The organism is Hoeflea phototrophica DFL-43, from assembly GCF_000154705.2.
In the GTDB taxonomy this organism is placed as follows: Bacteria; Pseudomonadota; Alphaproteobacteria; order Rhizobiales; family Rhizobiaceae; genus Hoeflea; species Hoeflea phototrophica.
The window spans coordinates 2137628-2159270 of record NZ_CM002917.1; the positions used below are offsets into that span (position 1 = coordinate 2137628).

22 protein-coding genes and 1 pseudogene are annotated in these 21643 nt (G+C 59.4%); 17 read left to right on the forward strand and 6 right to left on the reverse strand.

Features of this window, described 5'->3' with window-relative positions; translation table 11 throughout:
• The first annotated feature begins 11 nt into the window (after window positions 1-11).
• From HPDFL43_RS10140 to HPDFL43_RS21665, 9 genes are all read left to right on the forward strand, one after another.
• A complete protein-coding gene (locus HPDFL43_RS10140; protein ID WP_007197235.1) occupies window positions 12-1100 on the forward strand; it encodes an ABC transporter ATP-binding protein in 1089 nt (362 codons plus the stop codon).
• 28 nt (window positions 1101-1128) lie between these two features.
• Complete coding sequence (locus HPDFL43_RS10145) at window positions 1129-2472, forward strand: extracellular solute-binding protein (protein ID WP_007197236.1); 1344 nt, start codon at window positions 1129-1131, stop codon at window positions 2470-2472.
• Window positions 2473-2556: 84 nt separating this feature from the next.
• The gene (locus HPDFL43_RS10150; RefSeq protein ID WP_040449181.1) at window positions 2557-3468 is read left to right on the forward strand and encodes a carbohydrate ABC transporter permease; all 912 of its coding nucleotides are present in this window, start codon (window positions 2557-2559) and stop codon (window positions 3466-3468) included.
• Window positions 3468-4403, forward strand: a complete 936-nt coding sequence (locus HPDFL43_RS10155) for a carbohydrate ABC transporter permease (RefSeq protein ID WP_007197238.1) — start codon at window positions 3468-3470, stop codon at window positions 4401-4403. Before HPDFL43_RS10150 ends, HPDFL43_RS10155 begins: the two co-directional genes overlap by 1 nt.
• Complete coding sequence (locus tag HPDFL43_RS10160) at window positions 4403-5107, forward strand: cytochrome b561 domain-containing protein (protein WP_007197239.1); 705 nt, start codon at window positions 4403-4405, stop codon at window positions 5105-5107. The genes HPDFL43_RS10155 and HPDFL43_RS10160 overlap by 1 nt, the downstream gene beginning before the upstream one ends.
• Before the next feature lie 10 nt (window positions 5108-5117).
• Window positions 5118-6044 (forward strand): SMP-30/gluconolactonase/LRE family protein, encoded by a 927-nt coding sequence (locus tag HPDFL43_RS10165; protein ID WP_007197240.1) that lies wholly within the window; start codon window positions 5118-5120, stop codon window positions 6042-6044.
• A 161-nt stretch (window positions 6045-6205) separates the two neighbouring features.
• A complete protein-coding gene (locus HPDFL43_RS10170; protein WP_007197241.1) occupies window positions 6206-6628 on the forward strand; it encodes a GlcG/HbpS family heme-binding protein in 423 nt (140 codons plus the stop codon).
• Window positions 6618-7127, forward strand: coding sequence for a hypothetical protein (locus HPDFL43_RS22260; protein ID WP_245271162.1), 510 nt, complete (start codon window positions 6618-6620; stop codon window positions 7125-7127). Before HPDFL43_RS10170 ends, HPDFL43_RS22260 begins: the two co-directional genes overlap by 11 nt.
• The gene (locus tag HPDFL43_RS21665) at window positions 7082-7336 is read left to right on the forward strand and encodes an ABC transporter substrate-binding protein (RefSeq protein ID WP_245271138.1); all 255 of its coding nucleotides are present in this window, start codon (window positions 7082-7084) and stop codon (window positions 7334-7336) included. Before HPDFL43_RS22260 ends, HPDFL43_RS21665 begins: the two co-directional genes overlap by 46 nt.
• A gap of 79 nt (window positions 7337-7415) precedes the next feature.
• On the opposite strand, the gene HPDFL43_RS10185 is transcribed toward HPDFL43_RS21665, so the two are convergent.
• The 4 genes from HPDFL43_RS10185 to HPDFL43_RS10200 form a co-directional block, all read right to left on the reverse strand.
• Window positions 7416-8729 (reverse strand): TRAP transporter large permease, encoded by a 1314-nt coding sequence (locus HPDFL43_RS10185; protein WP_007197243.1) that lies wholly within the window; start codon window positions 8727-8729, stop codon window positions 7416-7418.
• A complete protein-coding gene (locus HPDFL43_RS10190) occupies window positions 8722-9228 on the reverse strand; it encodes a TRAP transporter small permease (protein WP_007197244.1) in 507 nt (168 codons plus the stop codon). The genes HPDFL43_RS10185 and HPDFL43_RS10190 overlap by 8 nt, the downstream gene beginning before the upstream one ends.
• A gap of 62 nt (window positions 9229-9290) precedes the next feature.
• Window positions 9291-10313 carry a TRAP transporter substrate-binding protein gene (locus tag HPDFL43_RS10195; protein WP_007197245.1) on the reverse strand — a complete coding sequence of 341 codons (1023 nt, stop codon included), beginning with the start codon at window positions 10311-10313 and terminating at the stop codon, window positions 9291-9293.
• 155 nt (window positions 10314-10468) lie between these two features.
• Window positions 10469-10930 carry a MarR family winged helix-turn-helix transcriptional regulator gene (locus tag HPDFL43_RS10200; protein ID WP_007197246.1) on the reverse strand — a complete coding sequence of 154 codons (462 nt, stop codon included), beginning with the start codon at window positions 10928-10930 and terminating at the stop codon, window positions 10469-10471.
• Window positions 10931-11048: 118 nt separating this feature from the next.
• Between HPDFL43_RS10200 and HPDFL43_RS10205 the strand changes: the two genes are divergently transcribed.
• The 8 genes and pseudogenes from HPDFL43_RS10205 (at window position 11049) to HPDFL43_RS10240 (ending at window position 19407) form a co-directional block, all read left to right on the forward strand.
• Entirely contained in the window at window positions 11049-12008 is a 960-nt protein-coding gene (locus HPDFL43_RS10205) for a PDR/VanB family oxidoreductase (protein ID WP_245271115.1), read from the forward strand.
• 11 nt (window positions 12009-12019) lie between these two features.
• Window positions 12020-13363: an aromatic ring-hydroxylating dioxygenase subunit alpha gene (locus HPDFL43_RS10210; protein ID WP_007197248.1), complete on the forward strand. Its 1344-nt coding sequence runs from the start codon at window positions 12020-12022 to the stop codon at window positions 13361-13363.
• A complete protein-coding gene (locus HPDFL43_RS10215; protein ID WP_007197249.1) occupies window positions 13360-13839 on the forward strand; it encodes an aromatic-ring-hydroxylating dioxygenase subunit beta in 480 nt (159 codons plus the stop codon). Before HPDFL43_RS10210 ends, HPDFL43_RS10215 begins: the two co-directional genes overlap by 4 nt.
• Entirely contained in the window at window positions 13836-15479 is a 1644-nt protein-coding gene (locus HPDFL43_RS10220) for an AMP-binding protein (protein ID WP_007197250.1), read from the forward strand. The genes HPDFL43_RS10215 and HPDFL43_RS10220 overlap by 4 nt, the downstream gene beginning before the upstream one ends.
• Window positions 15476-16647 (forward strand): annotated as a pseudogene (locus tag HPDFL43_RS10225) (thiolase family protein). The gene HPDFL43_RS10220 and the pseudogene HPDFL43_RS10225 overlap by 4 nt, the downstream one beginning before the upstream one ends.
• Window positions 16644-17888, forward strand: a complete 1245-nt coding sequence (locus tag HPDFL43_RS10230; protein ID WP_040450075.1) for an SDR family NAD(P)-dependent oxidoreductase — start codon at window positions 16644-16646, stop codon at window positions 17886-17888. Before HPDFL43_RS10225 ends, HPDFL43_RS10230 begins: the two are co-directional and overlap by 4 nt.
• Complete coding sequence (locus HPDFL43_RS10235) at window positions 17888-18685, forward strand: cyclase family protein (protein ID WP_007197253.1); 798 nt, start codon at window positions 17888-17890, stop codon at window positions 18683-18685. Before HPDFL43_RS10230 ends, HPDFL43_RS10235 begins: the two co-directional genes overlap by 1 nt.
• Window positions 18682-19407 (forward strand): SDR family NAD(P)-dependent oxidoreductase, encoded by a 726-nt coding sequence (locus HPDFL43_RS10240; RefSeq protein WP_007197254.1) that lies wholly within the window; start codon window positions 18682-18684, stop codon window positions 19405-19407. The genes HPDFL43_RS10235 and HPDFL43_RS10240 overlap by 4 nt, the downstream gene beginning before the upstream one ends.
• 84 nt (window positions 19408-19491) lie before the next feature.
• On the opposite strand, the gene HPDFL43_RS10245 is transcribed toward HPDFL43_RS10240, so the two are convergent.
• Window positions 19492-20274, reverse strand: a complete 783-nt coding sequence (locus HPDFL43_RS10245) for an MOSC domain-containing protein (RefSeq protein ID WP_007197255.1) — start codon at window positions 20272-20274, stop codon at window positions 19492-19494.
• Between the two features lie 14 nt (window positions 20275-20288).
• The gene (locus HPDFL43_RS10250; protein WP_007197256.1) at window positions 20289-21620 is read right to left on the reverse strand and encodes an amidase family protein; all 1332 of its coding nucleotides are present in this window, start codon (window positions 21618-21620) and stop codon (window positions 20289-20291) included.
• Window positions 21621-21643 lie beyond the last annotated feature (23 nt).

The following is a 21643-nucleotide window of genomic DNA, read 5'->3' on the forward strand; positions in this document are numbered from 1 at the left end:
ATTGAGAACACATGCCTACGATCCATCTGGAAAATCTGATCAAGCGTTACGGCTCCGTGCAGGTGCTGCACGGCATCGAGCTTGAGATGGCGGACAACGAGTTTACCGTTCTTGTTGGCCCTTCAGGCTGCGGAAAGTCGACAACGTTGCGCATGATCGCCGGGCTTGAGGATGTCAGCGAAGGTGAGATCTATGTTGATGGAAAGCCCGTCAGCCAGTTGGAACCCAAGGATCGCGACCTTGCGATGGTGTTTCAGGACTATGCTCTTTACCCGCATATGAACGTCGCCAAGAACATGTCTTTTGCGCTGTTGCTGCAAAAACGTCCAAAGGCCGAAATCGACCGCAAGGTACGGGAAGTGGCGGCGACGCTTGGATTGACTGACTATCTCGGCCGTAAGCCTGGTGAGTTGTCCGGTGGCCAGCGCCAACGGGTGGCCATGGGGCGCGCGTTGACGCGTGACGCCGGGATTTTCCTGTTCGATGAGCCTTTGTCGAACCTTGATGCAAAGCTGCGTGGCCAGATGCGCGCGGAACTCGCGTTGATGAGCCAGCGGGTTCAAAAGAACATGATCTATGTCACCCATGATCAGATCGAGGCGATGACGCTGGCCGATCGTATCGTGGTGATGCACGGCGGATATATTCAGCAGCAGGGTTCGCCTGAGGAGTTGTTCAAGAAGCCGGTGAACAAGTTCGTGGCCGGGTTTCTGGGTATGCCTCCAATGAATTTCCTCAACGGTGACATCGCGGATACAGCCGATGGCGTCTTTGTGAATGGCGATGGATTTGCCCTGAAGCTGGAGGGTGAAAGAGCCTCTGCCGCCAAGGCCCATTCCAGTCGTCAGGTGACGTTGGGCGTGCGCCCGTCCGATCTCGTGTACGACGCGGATGCCAGAGCCGGGAGCGCTCTGCAACTGGACATCATCGTCTCCGAATATGTCGGTGCGCAAACGGTGCTGCTGTGTAGATGCGGACCTGCCAATGTGGTGGTCGAGGTGAATTCCCAAACACCCATAGCCTTGGGGCAGACACTGACATTTGCGGTCAATTCAGCAGGGGTGCACCTGTTCGATCGCGATAGCGAGGTCGCGCTTTAACAACCATTTTGTTCAAAGGGAGGAAGACATGAAGACATATCTGAAATCAGGTGCCATTGGCTTGGCTATGGCCACAATGATGGCAGGAACAGCACTTGCCGGAAGCCATAGTGAAGGCCCATACGCTGACTTTGAGGGGACCACTCTGATTGTGAATTTCCCCGCTCACCCGCACTATGATGCGGTTATGAAGATCCTGCCGGAGTTCACCAAGGAGACCGGCATTGAAGTTGAGGTAGATCAGCTTCCTTATCTGAAAATGCGCGAGCGCCAGACACTGGAATTGGCGCAGGACGAGGGCGAATACGACCTGATCGCCTATGTGGTTTTTTCCAAGGCTGACTATGTCTATGCTGATCAGCTGGAAAATCTAGCCAAATATTTCATGAATCCACAGCTGTCCGATCCAGCTTATGATTCTGCTGACCTGATTGACGGCTATGTCTACAACATCGGCTTTGCCGGTGGTGACCGCGGCTATCTTGCCGGGTCGACGGGGTCGCTGTTTGGATTGCCCTACGGGTCCGAAACGTCCGTGCTGGGATATCGCAAGGACATCTTTGAAAAGCACGGCCTGGAAGTCCCTGAAACCTATGATGAGCTGCTTGCGCTGGCTTGCCAGATCCCGGAACTGGAGCCAGGAATGGGGGGGCTGGCATCACGTGCAGCTTCCGGTCATCACGCCGCCCATGCATTCCTATTGCACCTGAACCCCCTGGGTGGTGCGATCTTTGACGGCAATTGGGAGCCTGTTGTGAACAACGCCCAAGGTGTTGCTGCCGCAGAGGCGCTGAAGACGATCATTGATTGTGGTCCTGAGGGCGCTGTGAATTTTGGTTTTGGAGAGGCGCTGGGAGCGTTCCTGAACGGTGACACGGCGATGTTCCTCGACACCACTATTGTCGCAGGTCAGGTCGATAACCCTGAAAAAAGCAAGGTCGTCGGCAAGGTCGGTTGGGCTTTGCATCCCATGGGCACGGAGCGCGCCAGCCAGACTGGCGGATTTGGAATTGGTATTCCGGCCAACGCCGAAAACAAGGAGGCAGCGTTCTTGCTGATGCAGTGGCTGACCTCGAAAGAGGGTGACAAGCTGGTCGCGCTGGCTGGGGGCAACCCGTCGCGGTTCTCGACCCATGCCGATGCTGAAGTCAATGCGAAGTTCCCGCATATGGCAACCTTCGGTGAGGCTTTGAAATATGCCGATCCAGACTGGCGTCCGATCATCCCTGTCTGGGGCAAGATCAACGCTGATCTCGGCACCACGCTTTCCAAGGTTCTGACTGAAGATCTGGACATCCAGGAAGCGCTTGACGGAGTGGCAGAGCGTACCCGCGGCGTCATGGATGAAGCCGGATACTACACCTGGAATTAGATCGCCCGCCAGGTTGCAACCGCTGTGCAGGGCTTAAACGTCCTGCACAGCGCTTACCACGTCCGAAAAACCGAAAGTTCCTCTATGTCACGCGCATTGGCCAATCGGCTTACGCCCTACATGTTTATGGCGCCTGCGGTCGTCATCATGACGATGGCTCTGCTCTATCCGTTGATGTACATGGTCTGGGGCAGTTTTCGGGACTGGAATCCAAGCCAGACCATTGGCGAGGCTGAATTCGTCGGCCTGAAAAACTACATCACGCTCTGGAACGATCCGAACTTTCACGAAAGCCTTGGCGTGACGCTGCGGTTCGCGTTCTTCGTGGTTGGTTTCGAGATGTTGATCGGCGTCGGCCTGGCCTTGCTGCTTGATCGCAACATTCGCGGCATGTCGGTTCTTCGGACCCTGTTCATACTGCCGATGATGATAGCGCCTGTCGTGGTTGGCCTAATGTGGCGCTACATGTACCACCCGACCGTTGGCACGTTTAACCGTTTTCTCGACGATGTCGGTTTGCCGAAAGTGGACTGGCTGGGGCAGCACGCATTGGGATCGATCATCATTGCCGACATCTGGCAATGGACACCCTTTATCTTCATCCTGTCGCTGGCTGCTTTGCAGTCCTTGCCCCGCTCTGCGCTGGAAGCGGCGCGGATCGATGGCGCCACGGCATGGCAGCAGATCATTCATATCAAACTGCCTTTGATGATGCCGGTTCTGATCGTTACCTGCCTGTTGCGGCTGATTGATGCCTTCAAGGTGCTTGAAGTGATCCTTGTGATGACAGAAGGCGGCCCCGGGCTGTCCACCGAGATTCTCGCGCTCCGCATCTCGCGCACGGCCACCGAGTTTCGTGAACTTGGAGTCGCGGCTGCGATGTCGAACTATCTTCTGGTGCTGCTGCTGGCCTTCACTGTCGCAATGTTCGCCTTCACCAGTCTTCAGGAAAAGCGCGCCGCCCGGATCCGTGCAGCTGTAGAGGAGGACGAGTAATGTCCACCAAATACGAAAAGCAGAACCCAGCGTTTTATGTCCTGATCGCCATTCTGGTTTTCATGTCGATAGGGCCAGTGCTGTTGATGTTCATGAACTCGTTCAAACTGGATGTGGACATTATCTCCGGCACTTCGGGGCTGCTGTTCCTGCCGACGATCCAGAACTATGAGAAAGCACTTTGCGATGTGCTCTGGTATGAACCGGACCATGTGGATTTCTGCTCATTGAAGTTCGGTGGCGCCTTTATCAATTCCTTGTTCATCGCGCTCATTTCGACGTTTCTGACACTGGTGATCGGCTGCATGGCGGCCTACGCCTTGGTCCGGTTCCGCTTCATGGGGCGGGACACCGCTTCCTTGACCACCTTGATGGTGCGCATGGTCCCGCCTGCTGTGTTGCTCGTGCCGGTGTTCGGCCTGTGGAACAACGAGTTCTGCCTGGACAAGGAAGGACTGGTTGGCGGGTTTATCCGTGACACTTTCGGCGGTCGTGGCGATGTCTGTCTTGCCGGAACGCATTCGGGCATCATTCTGATCTACGTGGCGATGAACCTGCCATTTGTGATCTGGATCCTGCAGAGCTTCATCGTGCAGGTTCCACGCTCCCTGGAAGAGGCTGCGCGGGTGGATGGGGCAGGGCCGTTCCAGGTCTTCTTCAAGGTGGTGTTGCCCCTGATCAAGCCAGGCTTGGCGGCGGCGGCAATCTTCACCTTTCGAATTGCCTGGAACGAGTATCTTCTGGCCTCTGCGCTGAGTGACCGCAATACCAAGACGGTGCCGATCCTGATCGTGAACAACATGTCCGAGTTCAACGTCGAATGGGGAGTTATCATGGCCACAGGCATGTTGCTGGCCATTCCGCCGATCATCTTCACGCTGTTTGCATCGCGTCAGATTATCACCGGGATGACCGCTGGTGCAGTCAAAGGCTGATGTGGGAGTGGCTTCTATCACCGGTTGACCCGAGCCGCGCACATGATGTCGGCTTTGCGATCTCGTGGCACGCCCGCTCGATGGTGCTGGGATGGGGAATTCTTGCGCCGCTTGCCGTGATTGCGGCGCGCTTCCTGAAGATCATGCCAGGGCAGGATTGGCCGCGTGAGTTGGACAATCCGGTCTGGTGGCGCAGTCACTGGATAGCGCAAACCGTTGTGTTTGCGCTGACGATAGGTGCATTGGTTTTGGTGCTGCCAGCAGACCTTTCACAGATGAGCCTGCATCGCTGGATGGGCTATTGCGTGTTGTTTGGCATGGCGGTGCAAGTGGCTTTGGGGGTGTTTCGTGGAAGCAAGGGCGGGCCGACGGCCCCTGCCGCCGATGGCAGCCTGCGGGGTCACCACTATGACATGACGCCGCGGCGCCTGGGCTTTGAAGCGGTTCATAAAACACTGGGCTACGGCCTCTTGTTTCTGGCTGCCGGCACGATTCTCTTGGGGCTTTGGGAAACAAATGGTCCTCGCTGGATGTGGCTGGCGATCATGGTGTGGTGGGTTGTTCTGATTGTCCTGTTCTGTATCCTTCAAAAGCGCGGGATGGCGGTCGATACCTACCAGGCAATCTGGGGGGCGGATCCTGCCCATCCGGGCAATCAGAGGCCTGCTCCCAAATGGGGCGTGAGACGGCCGGGAAATCAATAGGGGGACAGTGATGTTTGGTGTGATCGAGGGAACCGGCTTTCAAGCCATCAAGCCTGAATTCAATGATTGCGTCATTGGCCATGCGCGGGTGGAACGGTTGTGGACCGGCGCACGCTGGTCGGAGGGATCGGTATGGTTCGCAGCGGGACGTTATCTCCTCTGGTCCGATATTCCCAACAACCGCATCATGCGGTTTGATGAAACCGACGGCAGCGTTTCGGTCTTCCGTGATCCCTCCAACAACAGCAATGGCCACACGGTGGACCGCCAGGGAAGGCTGATCAGCTGCGAACATCTCACACGCCGGGTCACGCGGACCGAGCTTGACGGCTCGATCACTGTGATCGCGGACAGCTACGATGGTAAGAGGCTGAATTCACCCAATGATGTGGTGGTGAAATCGGACGGGACAATCTGGTTCACGGACCCGTCCTATGGAATCCTCATGGACTATGAGGGCGATCGCGCGACCAGCGAGATTGGCGCCTGCCATGTCTACCGCGTCGATCCCGGGACGGGCGCTGTCGAGATGGTTGCCGATGATTACGTCAAACCCAATGGACTGGCTTTCTCCCCGGACGAAAGTCACCTCTACATCGCTGATACCGGGATCACCCATACGCCGGGCGGACCTGCCCATATCCGCCGGCACAGCGTCGGGGCCGATGGCCGCCTTTCGGGCGGAGACGTGGTGGCGGACTGCAGCGCGGGCGTGTTTGACGGCTTCCGCGTTGATCGTGATGGGCGGATCTGGAGTTCAGCCGCAGATGGCGTGCATTGCCTCACAGCTCAGGGGGATCTCATTGGCAAGATCCTGATCCCGGAGCTGGTCGCCAATGTCTGTTTTGGCGGTCCGAAGCTCAACAGACTGTTTATCTGCGGAACCACCTCGCTTTATGCAGCCTACCTCAATGTGAATGGCGTCTCGCCCGTCTAGTTGTTGCCCGGCCCATGTTCCGTTCTGGGCTCGGTCCAAGTCGGTCTGCGTATGGCCAATCCTGCCAAACCGATATCCACGTTTCGAACGGCACTCCTCAACGGGTTACGTTGATGCGCATTGCCGATAGTCATCCAATCTGATTGAAGCTGAGGTCACCTATGAACTTTGTCCAGAAGACAATCGAGCTCACACACGAGGCGGCACTCGAAATGTTGCAGGCCGGCGTTGCAGCTGCAACCGAAATGGGTCAGCCGCAATGCATCGTCATTGTCGACAAAAGCGGGGAGAGCCTTGCAACGCTTCGCATGACCGGTTCGAAGTATCTCAGCCTTCTCAGTGCGCGCTCAAAAGCACGAACAGCTGCCTCCATCGGAGTTGAATCGGATAGGATCCCGCCACAGGTGGCTCCATTGATCGCGGCCGCCACACAAGGCGCAGTCACCGGACTTGGCGGTGGATTGCCGATCTACCTCGATGGTGTCTTGCTGGGCGGCGTAGGGGTCGGTTCCGGAAGCCCGGAGCAAGACCGGTCTGTCGCCAAAGCCGCCATCGCTGCCATTGGCGCGCAGTTTGAAAAATGACACCAATGCATGTTCGTTATCGCTCAATTGGATCCAATTGAGCGATAACGAACATGCACCCTTTGAAGGTGCTACAGCGCTCTTTGCCACGAACATGCTGACCGGGGTAGATCCGATAGTCGCCAGTTTCCTGTCGAGCCTGTGGGGTCAGTCGGACCGTATTGTCCGCTTGCTTAAACTGTCCGGTGCCGCACCGCTTGGCGCCGTAGAGGCCGAAGCTCTGGTCGCCGCCCATCGCGCGGGGGATGCTGAGGCGATCCGCGTTATTCGTTTGCGTGAAATCGAAAAGATTCAGAGTTTCGTCAGTCTTGCGCTGCTCAACGACAGCAGTGAACTGACGATGGAAAGAGGAGAATGGAAACCGGGAGCGTCCAAGCAAAAGCAAAAACAACCAGCGCCCCCACAAGAACCGGTCCGGACTTCTCAAGCCCGCAGCTCGGCCAGTTCAACTCGATCGTCGGCGCCAAGAAGTGTGATGAGGACACCGTCATTCTATTGACCAGCAAGCCTTACCCCGCGCTGATGGCTCAGCTGGTCAAGCTCTCGGTGGTGCCCGAACATGTCGCTTCCGAACTCGGCCAGGAAGGTTTCAATGAAGCGCCTGTCGGATCGGGCCCCTACAAGCTCGTCAGTTCGGATCGCGGCGTCAAGGTTTCGCTCCATGCTTTCCGTCCAGCCACTCACCAGCACCATAGATCTTCAAGGTGATATCAGGCTAACTTGAGCTGAAAGGTTTGTGGCCCTTTCGCCGTGGTGATCGGCGGCCGGAAACACTGGCTCTGACGCGCTACATCTGCGATGGCAGGAAAAGCACCAGCCAGGGGAACAGCATCAGGATCAGCAAGCGGACGATGTCCATGATCCAGAATGGCGTGACACCCCGGAAGATGGTGCCGACCGAGATATTGCCAACCACGCTTTTGAGGATGAAGACGTTCAGGCCGACTGGCGGGGTGATCAGGCTGATTTCGGTCACCACGACGACGACAATGCCGAACCAGACCGGATCATAGCCGAGCCCGATTACGATCGGGAAGAAAATGGGCACCGTCAGCAGCAGCATGGACAGGCTTTCAAAGACGCAGCCCAGTGCGACGTAAATCAGGATAATGACTGTCATAACCAGCCAGGGTGAGAGCTCGGCACCGACAATCATGTCCTTGAGCCCTTCGGGAAGGCCGGCATAGTTGACGAAGTTCGAGAAAATCCAGGCACCGATCAGGACACTGAAAAGCTGTGCGGTGGTGGTCGCGGCTTCCTTGAGAACCGTGAGTGTTTCGCGGAACGAAAGCGAACTGCGCGACAGTGCGATCAGGAACGCGCCCATCGCACCCATTCCGGCGGCCTCTGTGGGCGAGAAGGTCAGGTGGATTGGCCAGAAATCGAGCGCACCATACAGCCCGCCGATCACCAGGAAAAACAGCAGCAGGACAGACCAGACGCCGCGCAGCGCCTGCAGCTTTTCAGACAGGCTGAAGCGCCGGCCGGCCGGACCCGCGGCGGGATTCCGGAACACCGATATCTGGACCGCGATCAGATAGAACACGATGCCGAGAATGCCGGGAATGATGCCGGCTATGAACAGCTTGCCGATGGAAGTCTCCGTCAGAAGACCATAGATCACGAGGATCACCGATGGCGGGATCAGGATCCCCAAGGTTCCGCCGGCGGCAATGGAGGCCGAGGAGAGTTCATCGGAATAGCCGAGCTTGCGCATTTCGGGCATCACCACCTTGGACATTGTGGCAGCGGTGGCGAGCGACGATCCGCAGATTGCGGCAAAGCCGCCGCAGGCGGCGATCGTGGCCATGGCCAAACCGCCACGGAAATGGCCGAGAAAGGCGTTCGAAACCTGGTAGAGTTCGCGGCTGATGCCGCCCTTGTTGACGAAAAGGCCCATGAGAATGAACAGCGGCACAACCGACAGCCCGTAATCCTGGCTGGTGTCGATGATCAACCGGGACACCAAAGAGATCGCCGCTCTGAAATTTGTCTCGTACGTCAAGCCGATCATGCCGACAATGCCCATGGCGAAGGCGATGGGCATGCGCAGCAGAACCAGGATCAGGACTGCTCCAAAACCGATGAGGGACTCAATCATGTGCGCCTCGCAGCAGCTCTGGCATGAACAGGGTGACCACGCCGCGAAGCGCCATTGCGCCAGCGGTTGCGAGGGTCATGAGGGCAATGAACCAGGTGATGTAGAAAACCGGGATCGAGAGATACTCGGTCAGATCGCCGTAACTTCTGGCGCGCTCGGCGAGATCAAAGGCGCGCATGGCGGGCCAGACAAGCAGAATGCCGCAGGCCAGAGTGATCACTCCGTCGAGGATACGTTTGATCCTGGCGCGCTGAAACAGCGGATCAAGCAGGTCGACAACAATATGTTCGGCCCGGCCAGACACGACCGGGAGCGCGGAAAACACGATCACCGCCATGGCTATGCGGGTCAGCTCTGTTGCGGCCTCGATCGGGGCGGAGAATGTGGAGCGCATGATGACATCTGCGAACGTCAGCACCATCAGGATGAAGAGCGTTGCTCCGGCGACGAGCATTGGCAACTCCGTCAGCCGATTGAGCACTTTCGCGATGGATTTCATGGATGGCTCCTCAAAGGCAGATCTGCGGGGGCAGGGCGCGCAGCCATGCCCCCGCGATGAACTTACTTACCGTAGGAGGCCATTGTGGACGTCACCATTTCATGGGCGGCATCAGCATCGATGCCAAGTGCCGAGATCTCGCCAAGGACCTTGGTGCGCACACGCGCAGCCATATCGGCAAATGTTGCCTGATCCTCTGCGCTGGCGGTAACAATGGTGTTATCGCCCGCAGCCATGGTGGCCTCGCGCGCCCGCTCGTCGCTTGCGTCCCAGGCAATCCCCATCATCTTGGATGCAGGCTCGCCGAAGACCTTTTCTTCAAGTGCGGTCTTCACGTCATCAGGCAGAGAATCGAACTTTTCTTCACTCATGATCACGGCAAAGGCGCCGCGATAGAAGCCGCCGGGCATTTCGTAGACGTTCTTTGCGACTTCGTTGAGCTTGAAGCTCAGCCGTTCGCCCATGTTCATCGCCACCGCATCGGCTGCACCTGAAGACAGGGTCTCGTAGACCTTTGGTGCCGGAACCTGAATGCCGATGAGCCCGAGTTCCGCGCCGACATCCGCAGAAACGCCGCCACCGAGACGGGTCTTGAGGCCCTGCAGATCAGCCAGGGAACTGACAGGCTTGTTGGAGTGGATCTGACCCGGGCCATGGGTGTTAAGGGCAATGACCTTGGTTCCTTTGAACTCATCGAGCTGGGCGAGATATTTCTCGTGGACCTGCCAATAGGCAACGGATGCGGCTTCCGCATTGCCTTCGTAGCCCGGAAGTTCGATCAGCTTGGTGCCGACGAAACGGCCCGGCTGGTAGCCGTTGAAAATGATCGTGATGTCGGCTGCACCATCGAGTATGAGATCCATCTGCGCCGGAGGAGGGGCCAGCCCCATCTTGATTTCGCCGCTGACCTGGCCGTCCGTCGCGTCTTCCATCATCCCGATGAGGCCCTGCAGCATTTCGGTGTTGATTGGATGCGATGGCGGCAACCAGCTTGAAATGGTCATGTTGATGTCTGCCGCCATTGCGGACGCGGAAAAGCCGACCGCCAGCACCGTGCTTGCGAATAGTGTTCCAATCTTTTTCATGCGCTTCCTCCCGGTAGATGATGGTCAGAACTCCCTTTTCCGACCGTGAAGCCAGAAATATGCATTATCATATAAAAACATTCAATATCATGGATCGTGTTTTTCCGGATTTCGCTTAAGTAGCACCCAAGTTCAGCGAAGCAGGGCGCGATTGATCAGGGCTGGTCAGATTCAAGGTGCCGGATCAGCGCGCGCAACGTATCCTTGATCTCGGCGCCTTCATTGCCCTGGAATGATGTGAGCAGTTCCAATTCATGGGTCTTCGCATCCGCAACCAGTTCGTCTGCGAGTGCGCGCCCCTCCTTCGTCAGGAAAACCCGGACGCGCCGGCCGTCTTTTGGATCGCTGCGGCGTGTGACAAGGCCACGGGCGTCCATCTGTATGATTATCTTTGTCAGTCTTGACTGTTCGATCATTGCGTATCGCGCCAACTCAGTGACCATTGAGCCATCGGTATCCGTCAGGCATGCCAAAACACGCCACTCTGGCACGCGCAGGCCGCGTTTGCGCACATGGCTGTGAAAGCGCGCACTTGCCGCCTCGCTTGCCGCTGCCAGCAGATAGAGCAGGTAGTTGGGAACAAAGGGGGACTTGGGGGTGTCGATTGTGTTGCTCATCCGGATTCCGCATTCTCAGGGGGAACTTTCATCGCATCCCCCAAGTGTATCTTCAACAAAAACCTCTTGACAAAAAATATATGAAAAATCATGCTTTGTCACAAAGGGGATAAGAAAGTTGGTTGAGCCGATTAAATTGAAAGTCGCATCAGCGCGCATGGTGACCGATGCAGTTCGTGAGCTGGTGTTCGTTCCCGGCGATGGCGACAGGCTTGCTGGTTACACGCCCGGCGCTCACGTCAAGTTGCAGTTACCGGTCGGCGAACGATCATATTCCCTCATTGATTTCGAGCCTGTGAGCGAAAATGCCGGCATAGGCCGGTATCGTTTCGCAGTTCAGCTCGAGGCACAGAGCGCTGGCGGATCCCGGTTCATGCACGAACTCGCGTCCGGCGACGAGGTTGCGGTTTCTCCGCCCGGCAATGATTTTCCATTGCAGCTCAACAAGCCGGCTCTGCTGATTGCGGGCGGCATCGGAATTAATCCGTTGATCAGCATGGCAACCGCGCTCAAGCATGAGGGCACCCCGTTCCGCTTCCACTATGCCGGACGGACCAGGGCTAAGATGGCCTATCGCGACGAATTGGAACAGGCGTTTGGCGGTGAGCTGACCCTGCATTTCGACGATCAGCCTGAAACCGCATTGAACATTGCCGGTCTGGCGGCGTCGGTTGATGCAGACGAGCATGTTTATGTATGCGGTCCCAAAGGGATGATCGAAGCGGTTAAATCGGCCATGGGAGCTGCCGGCATCGCCGCGGATCACATTCATTTTGAACTGTTCACCTCGGCAGCCGAAGAGTCCGGGGACAGGAGTTTCGAGGTCGAGGTTCATGCAACCGGTGAAGTCTTCACGGTGCCACCAGGCAAGACCATCATTGATGTTCTTGAAGCTGGCGGTGTGGACCTCATTCACGACTGTCTGCGGGGCGATTGCGGGATCTGCAGGACCGACGTCATCGAGGGCGTGCCCGATCATCGCGACGTGGTGCTCAGCGACAGCGAAAAAGCCGAAGGCAAGGTCATGCAGATTTGCGTGAGCCGAGCGAAATCCGCACGTCTCGTGCTCGATCTATAGGAGAGGTATCCATGGGACGCTATGCAGACAACCCGGCAGCGATCAGAGCGCTGTTTCGCGGCAATGAAGTCCATCGTGACGTCTATGTCGATCAGGAGATCTACCGGCTCGAAATGAGGCACCTGTTCGCCAATGCCTGGGTGTTTGTCGGCCATGAAAGCCAGACGCCAAACAAGGGTGATTACTTCTCCACGCAGGTGGGCGATCAGCCGGTGATCCAGGTCCGCCACAGCGACGGCGAGGTGCATGTGCTCCACAACCGCTGCCCGCACAAGGGGACAAAGATCGTCATCGATCGGGCCGGAAACACCGGCAAGTTCTTCCGCTGTCCCTATCATGCCTGGTCGTTCAAGACCGATGGATGCCTGCTCGCGATTCCGCTGAAAAAGGGCTACGAGAACACCGGCTTTGAAAACAGCGACAGCAAGAAGGGCATGCGGGCCGTCGGCGAGGTCAGGAACTACCGCGGCTTCATCTTCTGCCGCCTGGCCGAGATCGGTATTTCGTTCGAGGACTTCTTCGGCGAATCCCTCTCTTCGATCGACAACATGGTCGATCGTTCGCCCGCAGGCCGGCTTGAGGTCGCCGGGCCGCCGCTCAGATACATGCATCATTGCAACTGGAAAATGCTGGTCGAGAACCAGACCGACACCTGCCATCCGATGGTGGCCCATGAAAGTTCAGCCGGCACAGCGGTGAAGCTCTGGGAAGAGCTCGACATGCCGGAAGGAACGCCATTGCCGCCGGCGATGGAGATCATCGCACCGTTCATGTCACCCTACGAGTTCTTCGAGAACATGGGGATCCGGACCTGGCCGAACGGACACGGCCACACCGGGGTTCATCACTCGATCCACTCCAATTACTCGACCATTCCGGGCTACATGGACAAGATGGTCGGGGCCTATGGCGAGGAGAAGGCCAAGGCGATCCTCGATGAGAACCGTCACAACACTGTCTATTTCCCCAACATCATGATCAAGGGGCCGATCCAGCAATTGCGGGTGTTCATCCCATTGGCTGCCGACAAGACCCTGGTGGAAAGCTACATCTACCGGCTGGTCGACGGCCCCGAGCAACTGACGGCGCGCACCGCGATGTACAACCGAATGATCAATGCGCCCACCTCCATTGTCGGCCATGACGATCTGGAAATGTACGAGCGGGCGCAGGAGGGGCTGCAGTCCGACGGGATGGAGTGGGTCAACATCCAGCGCCTCTATGAGGAAGACGAGGATTTCAGCGAGGAGAAGGTCGAGAACGGCACCACCGAACGGCAGATGCGCAACCAGTTCGATGCCTGGGTCAAGTTCATGACTTGCGACATGGATGATGTCCGGGAGGCGGCGGAATGAGCGTTTCCAGGGATCAGCTGATCGACTTCATCTATGACGAAGTGCGCATGCTCGATGAAGGGCGTTATGACGAATGGCTCGCGCTGTGGCTCAAGGATGGCCATTACTGGATGCCGCTCGACTACAACCAGACCGATCCCGTGAATGTCACCTCGCTGATGTATGAGGACCTCTTCATGCTGAAACTTAGGGTCGAACGCCTGAACGGCGCTCGGACCTTCTCGCAAAAGCCCAAGAGCCGGTGTCATCACGTCATCCAGCGCCCCTTCGTCGACGAAATCGATGTTGCGGGAGGAACCTACGTCACGACCACCTTCATGCATTATGTCGAGACCCGGCTCGACGAGCAGTTCCTGCTGGCGCTGACCGCGCGGCACGAACTGGCGCTGGTCGACGGCAAGCTCCGGATCGCCAACAAACGGGTCGACATCCTCAATTGCGACGCGGCCTTCCGCAACATCCAGCTGCTACCATGATCGAGCCTGGCACCCAATCGATATGGCAGGCCTTTGCCGCCTCCGCCGGGCTTCTCCCGGATCGCCCGGTTTTCAATGTCCTGAGCGAGACTGCCGGGATCTACGGCATCGAGCCCGGCAAGACGAGCTACCGGCAGGTGCAGGAGCAGGTCACCGAACTGGCGGCAGCGCTGCAGCAAAAAGGCTATGGGCCCGGGTTCCGGGTCATGCTGCTTCTGGAGAACCGGCCGCAGTTCTTTGTCTGGCTGCTGGCGCTCAACCGGATCGGCGCCTCGGTGGTTCCGGTCAATCCGGATCTGAGGCATTCCGAGCTCAGCTATATGGCTGGTCACTCGGAGCCTTCGCTGATCGTGGCGCTCGCGGACCGTTGCGACGGTCTCGCCGCTGCGGCCCGGGAAGCCGGGCTTTCGGTTCCGGTAATCGCGCCGGGTGATGTTGTGCCTCAACCCGGAACAGCAGGAGCGGTGGCGCTTCGCGTGGACGCGGGCGGCGAACCGCTGGATGGCGAGGAGATGGAAGCGGCGCTGCTCTACACCTCAGGCACCACCGGCAGCCCCAAGGGCTGCATCCTGACCAACACGTATTTTCTGGAGGCCGGGCGCTGGTATGCCGAGGCAGGAGGGCTATGCGCGCTCAACACTGATGGCGAGCGGATGATCACGCCGCTGCCGGTCTTTCACATGAACGCTATGGCTTATTCCTTCATGGCGATGGTCGCGGTCGGCGGCTGCCTGACCGTGCTCGACCGGTTTCATCCGTCAAGCTGGTGGAAAAGCGTGCGCGAAAGCGGGGCTACCTGCCTGCATTATCTTGGCGTGATGCCGTCGATGCTGATGGGCGCGCCGGAAAGTCGGGAGGACCGGAACCATTCGGTCCGGTTTGGCTTTGGCGCGGGCGTTGACCCAAAACTGCATGCGAGCTTTGAGAAACGCTTCGGGTTTCCCCTGGTCGAGGCCTGGGCGATGACCGAAACCGGCGCAGGGGCGGTAATATGCGCAAACCAGCTGCCGCGCCGGGTGGGCGAGAGCTGCCTGGGCAAGCCGGGCCCCGAACTCGATGTGCGGATCGTCGAGGCAGATGGGAAAGCCAGCCAAAGCGGCCCCGGCGAACTGCTTGTCCGCCAAAAGGCAGAAGATCCACGTCGCGGGTTCTTCGCAGGCTATTTCAAGAACCCTGAAGCCACCGAGGAAGCCTGGGCCGACGGCTGGTTTCACACCGGTGACATCGTCCGCCGCGAAGCGGACGGCTCGATGTTCTTTGTCGACCGCAAGAAAAATGTCATCCGGCGATCGGGCGAGAACATCGCCGCAGTCGAAGTGGAATCGGCTCTGATGCGGCACCCGGCGGTCAAGGCTGCCGCCGTGGCCGCGGTTGGCGATCCGGTGCGCGGCGACGAGGTATTTGCCTGCCTGAAGGTCGACGGCGAGGCGGGTGAGGCGCTGGCTCTCGAGATTGTCGGTTGGTGCCTGGGGCAGCTCGCCTATTACAAGGCGCCGGGCTATATCGCCTTTGTCGACGCCCTGCCACTGACGTCGACGCAGAAGATCCAGCGAAGGGAACTAAAGGAGCTGGCGGAGAGACTTGTGCAGGACCCGGCAACGGTAGACACTCGCACGATGAAGAAGCGGACGGCAGCGTGAAGCGACAGAACTACGATGGCGTGGTCGTAACGGCACCCGTCTCGGTGCCCTATGTCCGTTACTCTCAGGAAACCGCGCACTGGTGGATCGCACGCGCGCTGAAACAGACGCTTGATGTGGCGGGTCTGTCGCCGCATGAGCTGGATGGATTTTCGGTGTCCAGCTTCACGCTGTTTCCGGACACACCGGCGGGACTGACCCAGCATCTGGGGCTGAGCCCGCGATGGCTCGACAGCATCCCGATGGGCGGGGCCAGCGGTGTGGTGGCGCTCAGGCGCGCGGCGCGTGCGGTGCAAGCGGGTGATGTTGACGTGGTGGCCTGTGTCGCGGGTGACGCCAACCGGATCGACAGTTTCCGCCAGCTGCTGTCCTCGTTCTCGCGCTTTGCCATGGATGCATCCTATCCCTATGGCTCGGGTGGACCGAACGCCAGTTTCGCACTGATCGCCGACGCCTACATGGCCGAGTATGGCGCGACACGCGAGGATTTCGGCCTCATCGCGGTGGCCCAGCGCGCCAATGCGCTTGCCTATCCCAACGCCATCATGAAGAAGCCGCTGACGCTGGAGCAATATCTCAACGCCCGGCCGATATCCGAGCCGTTCGGCCTGTTTGATTGCGTCATGCCCTGCGCCGGTGCAGAGGGCTTTCTGGTGATGCGCGAGGAGGAGGCGCAGAAGCGCGGCCTTGCCTATGCCCGGATCTCGGCCACGATCGAGCGCCACAACGCCTTTCCGGAAGACCCGGTGCAGATGCGCGGCGGCTGGGTCATGGATATCGATGAACTTTATGAAATGGCAGGCTCCGGGCCTGAAGCCATCGACCTGTTACAGACCTATGACGATTATCCTGTCATTTCGATGATGCAGTTCGAGGATCTGGGCTTTTGCGCCAAGGGCGAGGGCGCGCGGTTTGTCCGCGAACACGACCTGACAATCATCGGCGACTTTCCGCACAACACCTCGGGCGGTCAGTTGTCGGCCGGGCAGGCGGGGGCTGCCGGCGGCTATCTCGGGCTGGTCGAGGCGATAAGGCAGGTGACTGGCCAGGCGGGCGGAACCCAGGTCGCAAGCGCCCGCACCGCCATGGTATCAGGGCTTCGGCATGATCAATTTTGACCGGGGTCTGTGTTCCTTCGGCGGCGATCCTGACAGGGGATGGCGCATGACCGACAAGCTTCTGCCGCCGAAGAAGAAAAACCCGCAACTGCGCCAGATGGTGCCGACCCTGCCGCCGCAAACACGCTCGCGGGCGGCACTGGGGCTGACGGCTGCGGCCGCGCGCGGAGCGTTCTCGCTGCAGCATTGTGATGAATGCGGCATGGTTCAGTATCCGCCGCGCGATGCGTGTTCTTCATGTCTCTCGGTGGATCTCGCCTGGCGCGAGACGGTGCGGGATGGAACGGTGATCGCCGAGACCCGCATTCATGCGTCGCCCGATCCCTACTACCGCGAAAGGCTGCCCTGGCGGTCTGGCCTGGTGCGGTTGCCGGCGGGGCCCACGGTGCTGTGCCATCTGCATGGCGATGTGGGGCGTGGCGACGCGGTTCGCATGGATCTCAAACTCGACAAGGCCGGGCAGGGCGTGATGATCGCTTTGCCCAGGGAAAGGACACCCGACATGGAGGACGATCCGCAATTGCGCGAGTTCACAGCGCACCCGAAACACCGGCGGGTGCTGATCACCGACATCAGGTCGCCTGTGACACGACCGCTTATCGACGCACTGCTCACGGCGGGCGCCGCGCAGATATTCGTCGGAGAATCGGAAAGCTGGCGGCGCGGCTCCGGTCACGCGGCAATCGCTGCACACGACCGGGTCTCGGTGATGTCGCTCGATGTCTCCGATCCGTCTTCAGTGAAGAAACTTGCTGCCGAAATCGGCGGCAAGACCGACATCCTGATCAACACGGCGCGCCATGTGCGGCCTGGTGGCGTGCTTGGTTCGGACACGGTGTTCGCGCGTGAGGAGTTCGAGATCAATGCGCTCGGACTGATGCGGCTGGCGCAGGCCTTTGGTCCAGCGATGACCTCGCGCACCGCTGATGGTGTTAATTCCGCTGCAGCCCTGGTCAACATCCTGTCGGTTCACGCCTTGTCTGCCGATCCGCAATACGGCGCGTTCTCGGCCAGCCAGGCCGCGGCGCTTTCGATCAGCCAGACGCTCAGGGCGGAATTTCGTGCGTCGGGTCTGAGAATGATCAATGTCTTTTCCGGTCCGACTGACGATGAATGGCATCAGCCGCTGCCGCCGCCGAAGGTGGCGCCGAAGGCGTTGGCCAAATCCGTCGTCGACGGCCTCTGCGAAGGGCTCGAGGATGTGTTTTGCGGCGATGTGGCCAAGGATCTTGAAGAACGCTGGCGGCGTGACCCGAAGGTTCTGGAACGCGAACTGGCGGGAGGAGGCTGATGACCAATCCGCTCGAAGGACTTGCCGCGGCGCTGGCCGACGGCTCGGTCGAAATCGTCGATCTCACCCACACGCTGGATCCGGATTTTCCGGTGATCGTGCTGCCGCCGGAATTCGGCCAGTGCGCCCGGTTCCGGATGGAGGAAGTCTCGGCCTATGACGGCCGCGGGCCGGCCTGGAAATGGCACAACATCTCGATGAACGAGCACACCGGCACCCATTTCGACGCGCCGATCCACTGGGTGTCGGGCCGCGATGTCGCCAATGGCGCGGTCGATGAGATCGATCCCTCGGTTTTCGTCGGGCCGGTCGTGGTGATCGATTGTTCCGAGGGCGCTGCGACCGACGACGATCTCGAGTTGACGCCGGAGATCATCGAGGCGTGGGAGGCCGAACATGGCCCGGTTCCGGCCGACAGCTGGGTGTTGATGCGAACGGACTGGTCGAAACGGCGGGGTGCTGAGTATCTGAACATGGCAGAGGACGGGCCGCATTCGCCTGGGCCAACGCCTGGCGCGATTGAGTTGCTGCTTGCCCGCAAGATCCGCGGCTTTGGCACCGAGACAGTGGGCACCGATGCGGGGCAGGGCGCGCATTACGTGCCGCCCTATCCGGCGCATTTTCTGCTGCATGGGGCCGGGAAATACGGGCTGCAGTGCCTTTCCAATCTCGACCTTCTGCCGCCGACCGGTGCGATGCTGATCGCGCCGCCGCTGAAAATCAAGGGCGGCACCGGCAGCCCGCTTCGCGTGCTGGCGCTGGTGCCGGTCAGGTCAGTTTCTGGAGAAAACGCATGAGCGACTACACCGCCGTCATCACCGGCGCGTCCAAGGGTATCGGCGCGGACCTGGCAGGCCAACTGCTGGAACGCGGCTACACGGTGATCAACCTGTCGCGCAATGCGCCCGAGTGGGCGCACGAGCGGCTCGTCAGCCTGGAATGCGACCTGCTCGATGCGGAGGCGGTGAAGGCTGCTGCGGAGCGTATCGCCAGCGAGCACGAAGTCACACATTTCGTCCACAATGCCGGACTGATCTGGCCCAATCTTGTCGAAGAGGCAAAGCCCGAAGACATCACCGGTCTGGCGCAATTGCATCTGGGGTCGGCGCTGACGCTGCTGCAGGGCTTCCTGCCGTCGATGAAGGCGAAGAAGTTCGGCCGGGTGATGTTCAACGGGTCCCGCGCGGCGCTGGGCGTGCCGACCCGCACATCCTATTCGGCCACCAAGGCGGGCATGATCGGCATGGCGCGGACCTGGGCGCTTGAACTGGCGCCGCATGGCATCACCGTCAATGTGGTGGCGCCGGGTCCGGTCCAGACCGACAATTTCTGGGGCATCATCCCTAAGGGCAGCGAGCGCGAGGCGGAGCTTGCCAACAGGATCCCGGTCGGACGGCTGGGATCTGTCGAGGATGTCAGCAATGCCTTCCTGTTCTTCTGCGATCCGGCCAGCAGCTTTGTCACCGGCCAGACGCTTTATGTCTGTGGCGGCACCAGCATCGGCATGATCAATCGGTAGTCTTGGCCCAAGTCATGTATCAGGCAGGCAGCGGGCACCCCGGATGGAGCGTCCGAAACGGTCTCGTTTCGAAAGGCCGGTGACTTAGGCGGCAACGAGCTTGATCTGGTCGCCGACTTCGATCACGCCATCGGTGAGAACTTCGGCATAGACCCCCATGTCAAAATGCCCGTAGGCCTTCTTCAGGAGATTGGGCAACTTGATGTCACGTTCCGCCGTGTCGGGATTGACCTCGGTAGCCAGGCAGCGCTTGGTGCGGAGAATGATTTTGAAGGTCACTTCACCCACCTGAACCTGCCGTCCCACCAGGTCGAGCTCGCTGAAAGCGGGCCAACCTTCAAACACGATGTTGCCCCGGAACCGCCGGGCGTCAACTGGCTGCGAAATCTCCTGTTCGAAGGCCCGCACCGAATCGAGATTTATGAAAGAGATTGCGTTCATCAGTGTATCGGAGGCGACCGAAGCGTCGGTGAAACGGTGCGGAAAGGCGGAAGCGAAGAACGGCACTTCCTCGTCCTTGAGATCCAGCAGGCTGGTCAGAAAATCGCTTGCGCCTATCGCACCCGCTTCGGTGGTCATGTCGAATTCCAGCGCCGGCGAATCCTTGGTCCGGATTGTCAGGATGCGGGTCGCGGCATCAAACGCGGTTTCAAGTCCGGCGAGTTTTGCGTGCTGGAGCAGAACGATAAAATTATGCTTGGGCAACGGCTTGGGGTCGGAAGGATCAAAACCGCTGTTTCTTTTGGCGAAGCCAAACAGGCGGTCGCCGGGAAATCCGTCACCGGTCTTCAAGTCGGCCTTCTGATGACCTTGGGCGCTCAGCCCCTTAATCGGATAGCTCGACAGCGATAGGATTCTACCGTTCATGAATGTTGCTTCCTTCAGCTCAATTTGGCTTCGATGGCGCGGCCGATGGCCAGCAGTCTGCGGTCCGATCCCGATGGGCCAACCAGTTCCAAGCCAAACGGCAATCCGTCACCGCACAGACCGGCCGGAAGGGTAAGTGCTGGAAGGGCGGCGATGCTGGCGGTGAGTTCCCGGCGCGTCATTGTCGGGAACAATGGCAGACTCTGACCGTCAATGTCGATCATCTCGGTTTCATCAATCGGTGGTGCCGACCGGGCCAATGTCGGAAAGACAATCGCATCTGCACCGGTCTCGGAAAACAGACCCGCAAGGGCCTTCTGCAGCTCCGGCCGGTGGTGATCCATCGCCGCGCGATAGGCATCTTCGCCCGGCATCTCGCCGCGCGCCATCTGCTGATACAGCCCCCTTACGTCGGGGCTCGCAATTCTGTCGGCAAACTCCGCCAGTGACAGCCCCGCCAACACGCTTGCCAGCAGCTGCCAGTTCCGCTCCGTTTCGAACAGCGCGATTGGAAAACCCGCCGCTGCGGTCAGCGTTTCGAGTTCTGGTGCGTTGCGTTCAATAAGGGCGACCCCGGCGGCTGCGAGCTTATCTAGCGCGCGTCTGCCGAGCTTGCCCATTTCCTCATTGATGCCGAGCCAGAACGGATCGCCCACCACCAGAAGGCGGATCTGAGCAGCATCGTGGGCCTCGACAGGCGCTTCAGACATGATCGCCGCGTCCAGCTTCGCCAGATGCTCCATGTCCGATCCCATGATCGAAATCGTATCAAGCGTGTCGGTCAGTTTGAGAATGCCTTCGCCGGGATAGCGTCCGGTGGTGGGGCGAAGGCCGGCACAGCCGCAGAAGGCCGCCGGGATCCGGCCGGACCCTCCGGTGTCGGTGCCCAGCCCGATGTCGAAGATGCCAGCACCGATCGCTGCGGCAGTACCGCCGCTTGAACCTCCGGTCATGCGGGACGGGTCATGCGGATTGCCGACAGATCCGAAATGGGCATTGGCGCTGGTCGTCCCGAAAGCGAGTTCATGCATGTTGGCCATCGCCACAGGTATTGCGCCAGCCTCGCAAAGCCGTTGCACAATGGCGGCGTTCTTCTTGGCAATACTGGCGCTCAGGGCAGGGCAGGCCCCATCATGGCGCATGCCGGCAACCGCGATGTTGGCCTTGACGATCAGCGGCACGCCATGCAGCAGACCGGCTTCTGAACCGGTTGCCGCATCAAGGCGTTCGGCTATCTCCAGTGCAGCCGGCTCATTGAGCTCGGTGGCGAGGTTGAGGGCTGCCTGTTTCTCCAGCTTTGTCAGGGCGGTTTTCACCGCTTGCGCCGCAGATGTTGTCTGGGTCATCCGACTTCCTCTCCTGGTTCGTC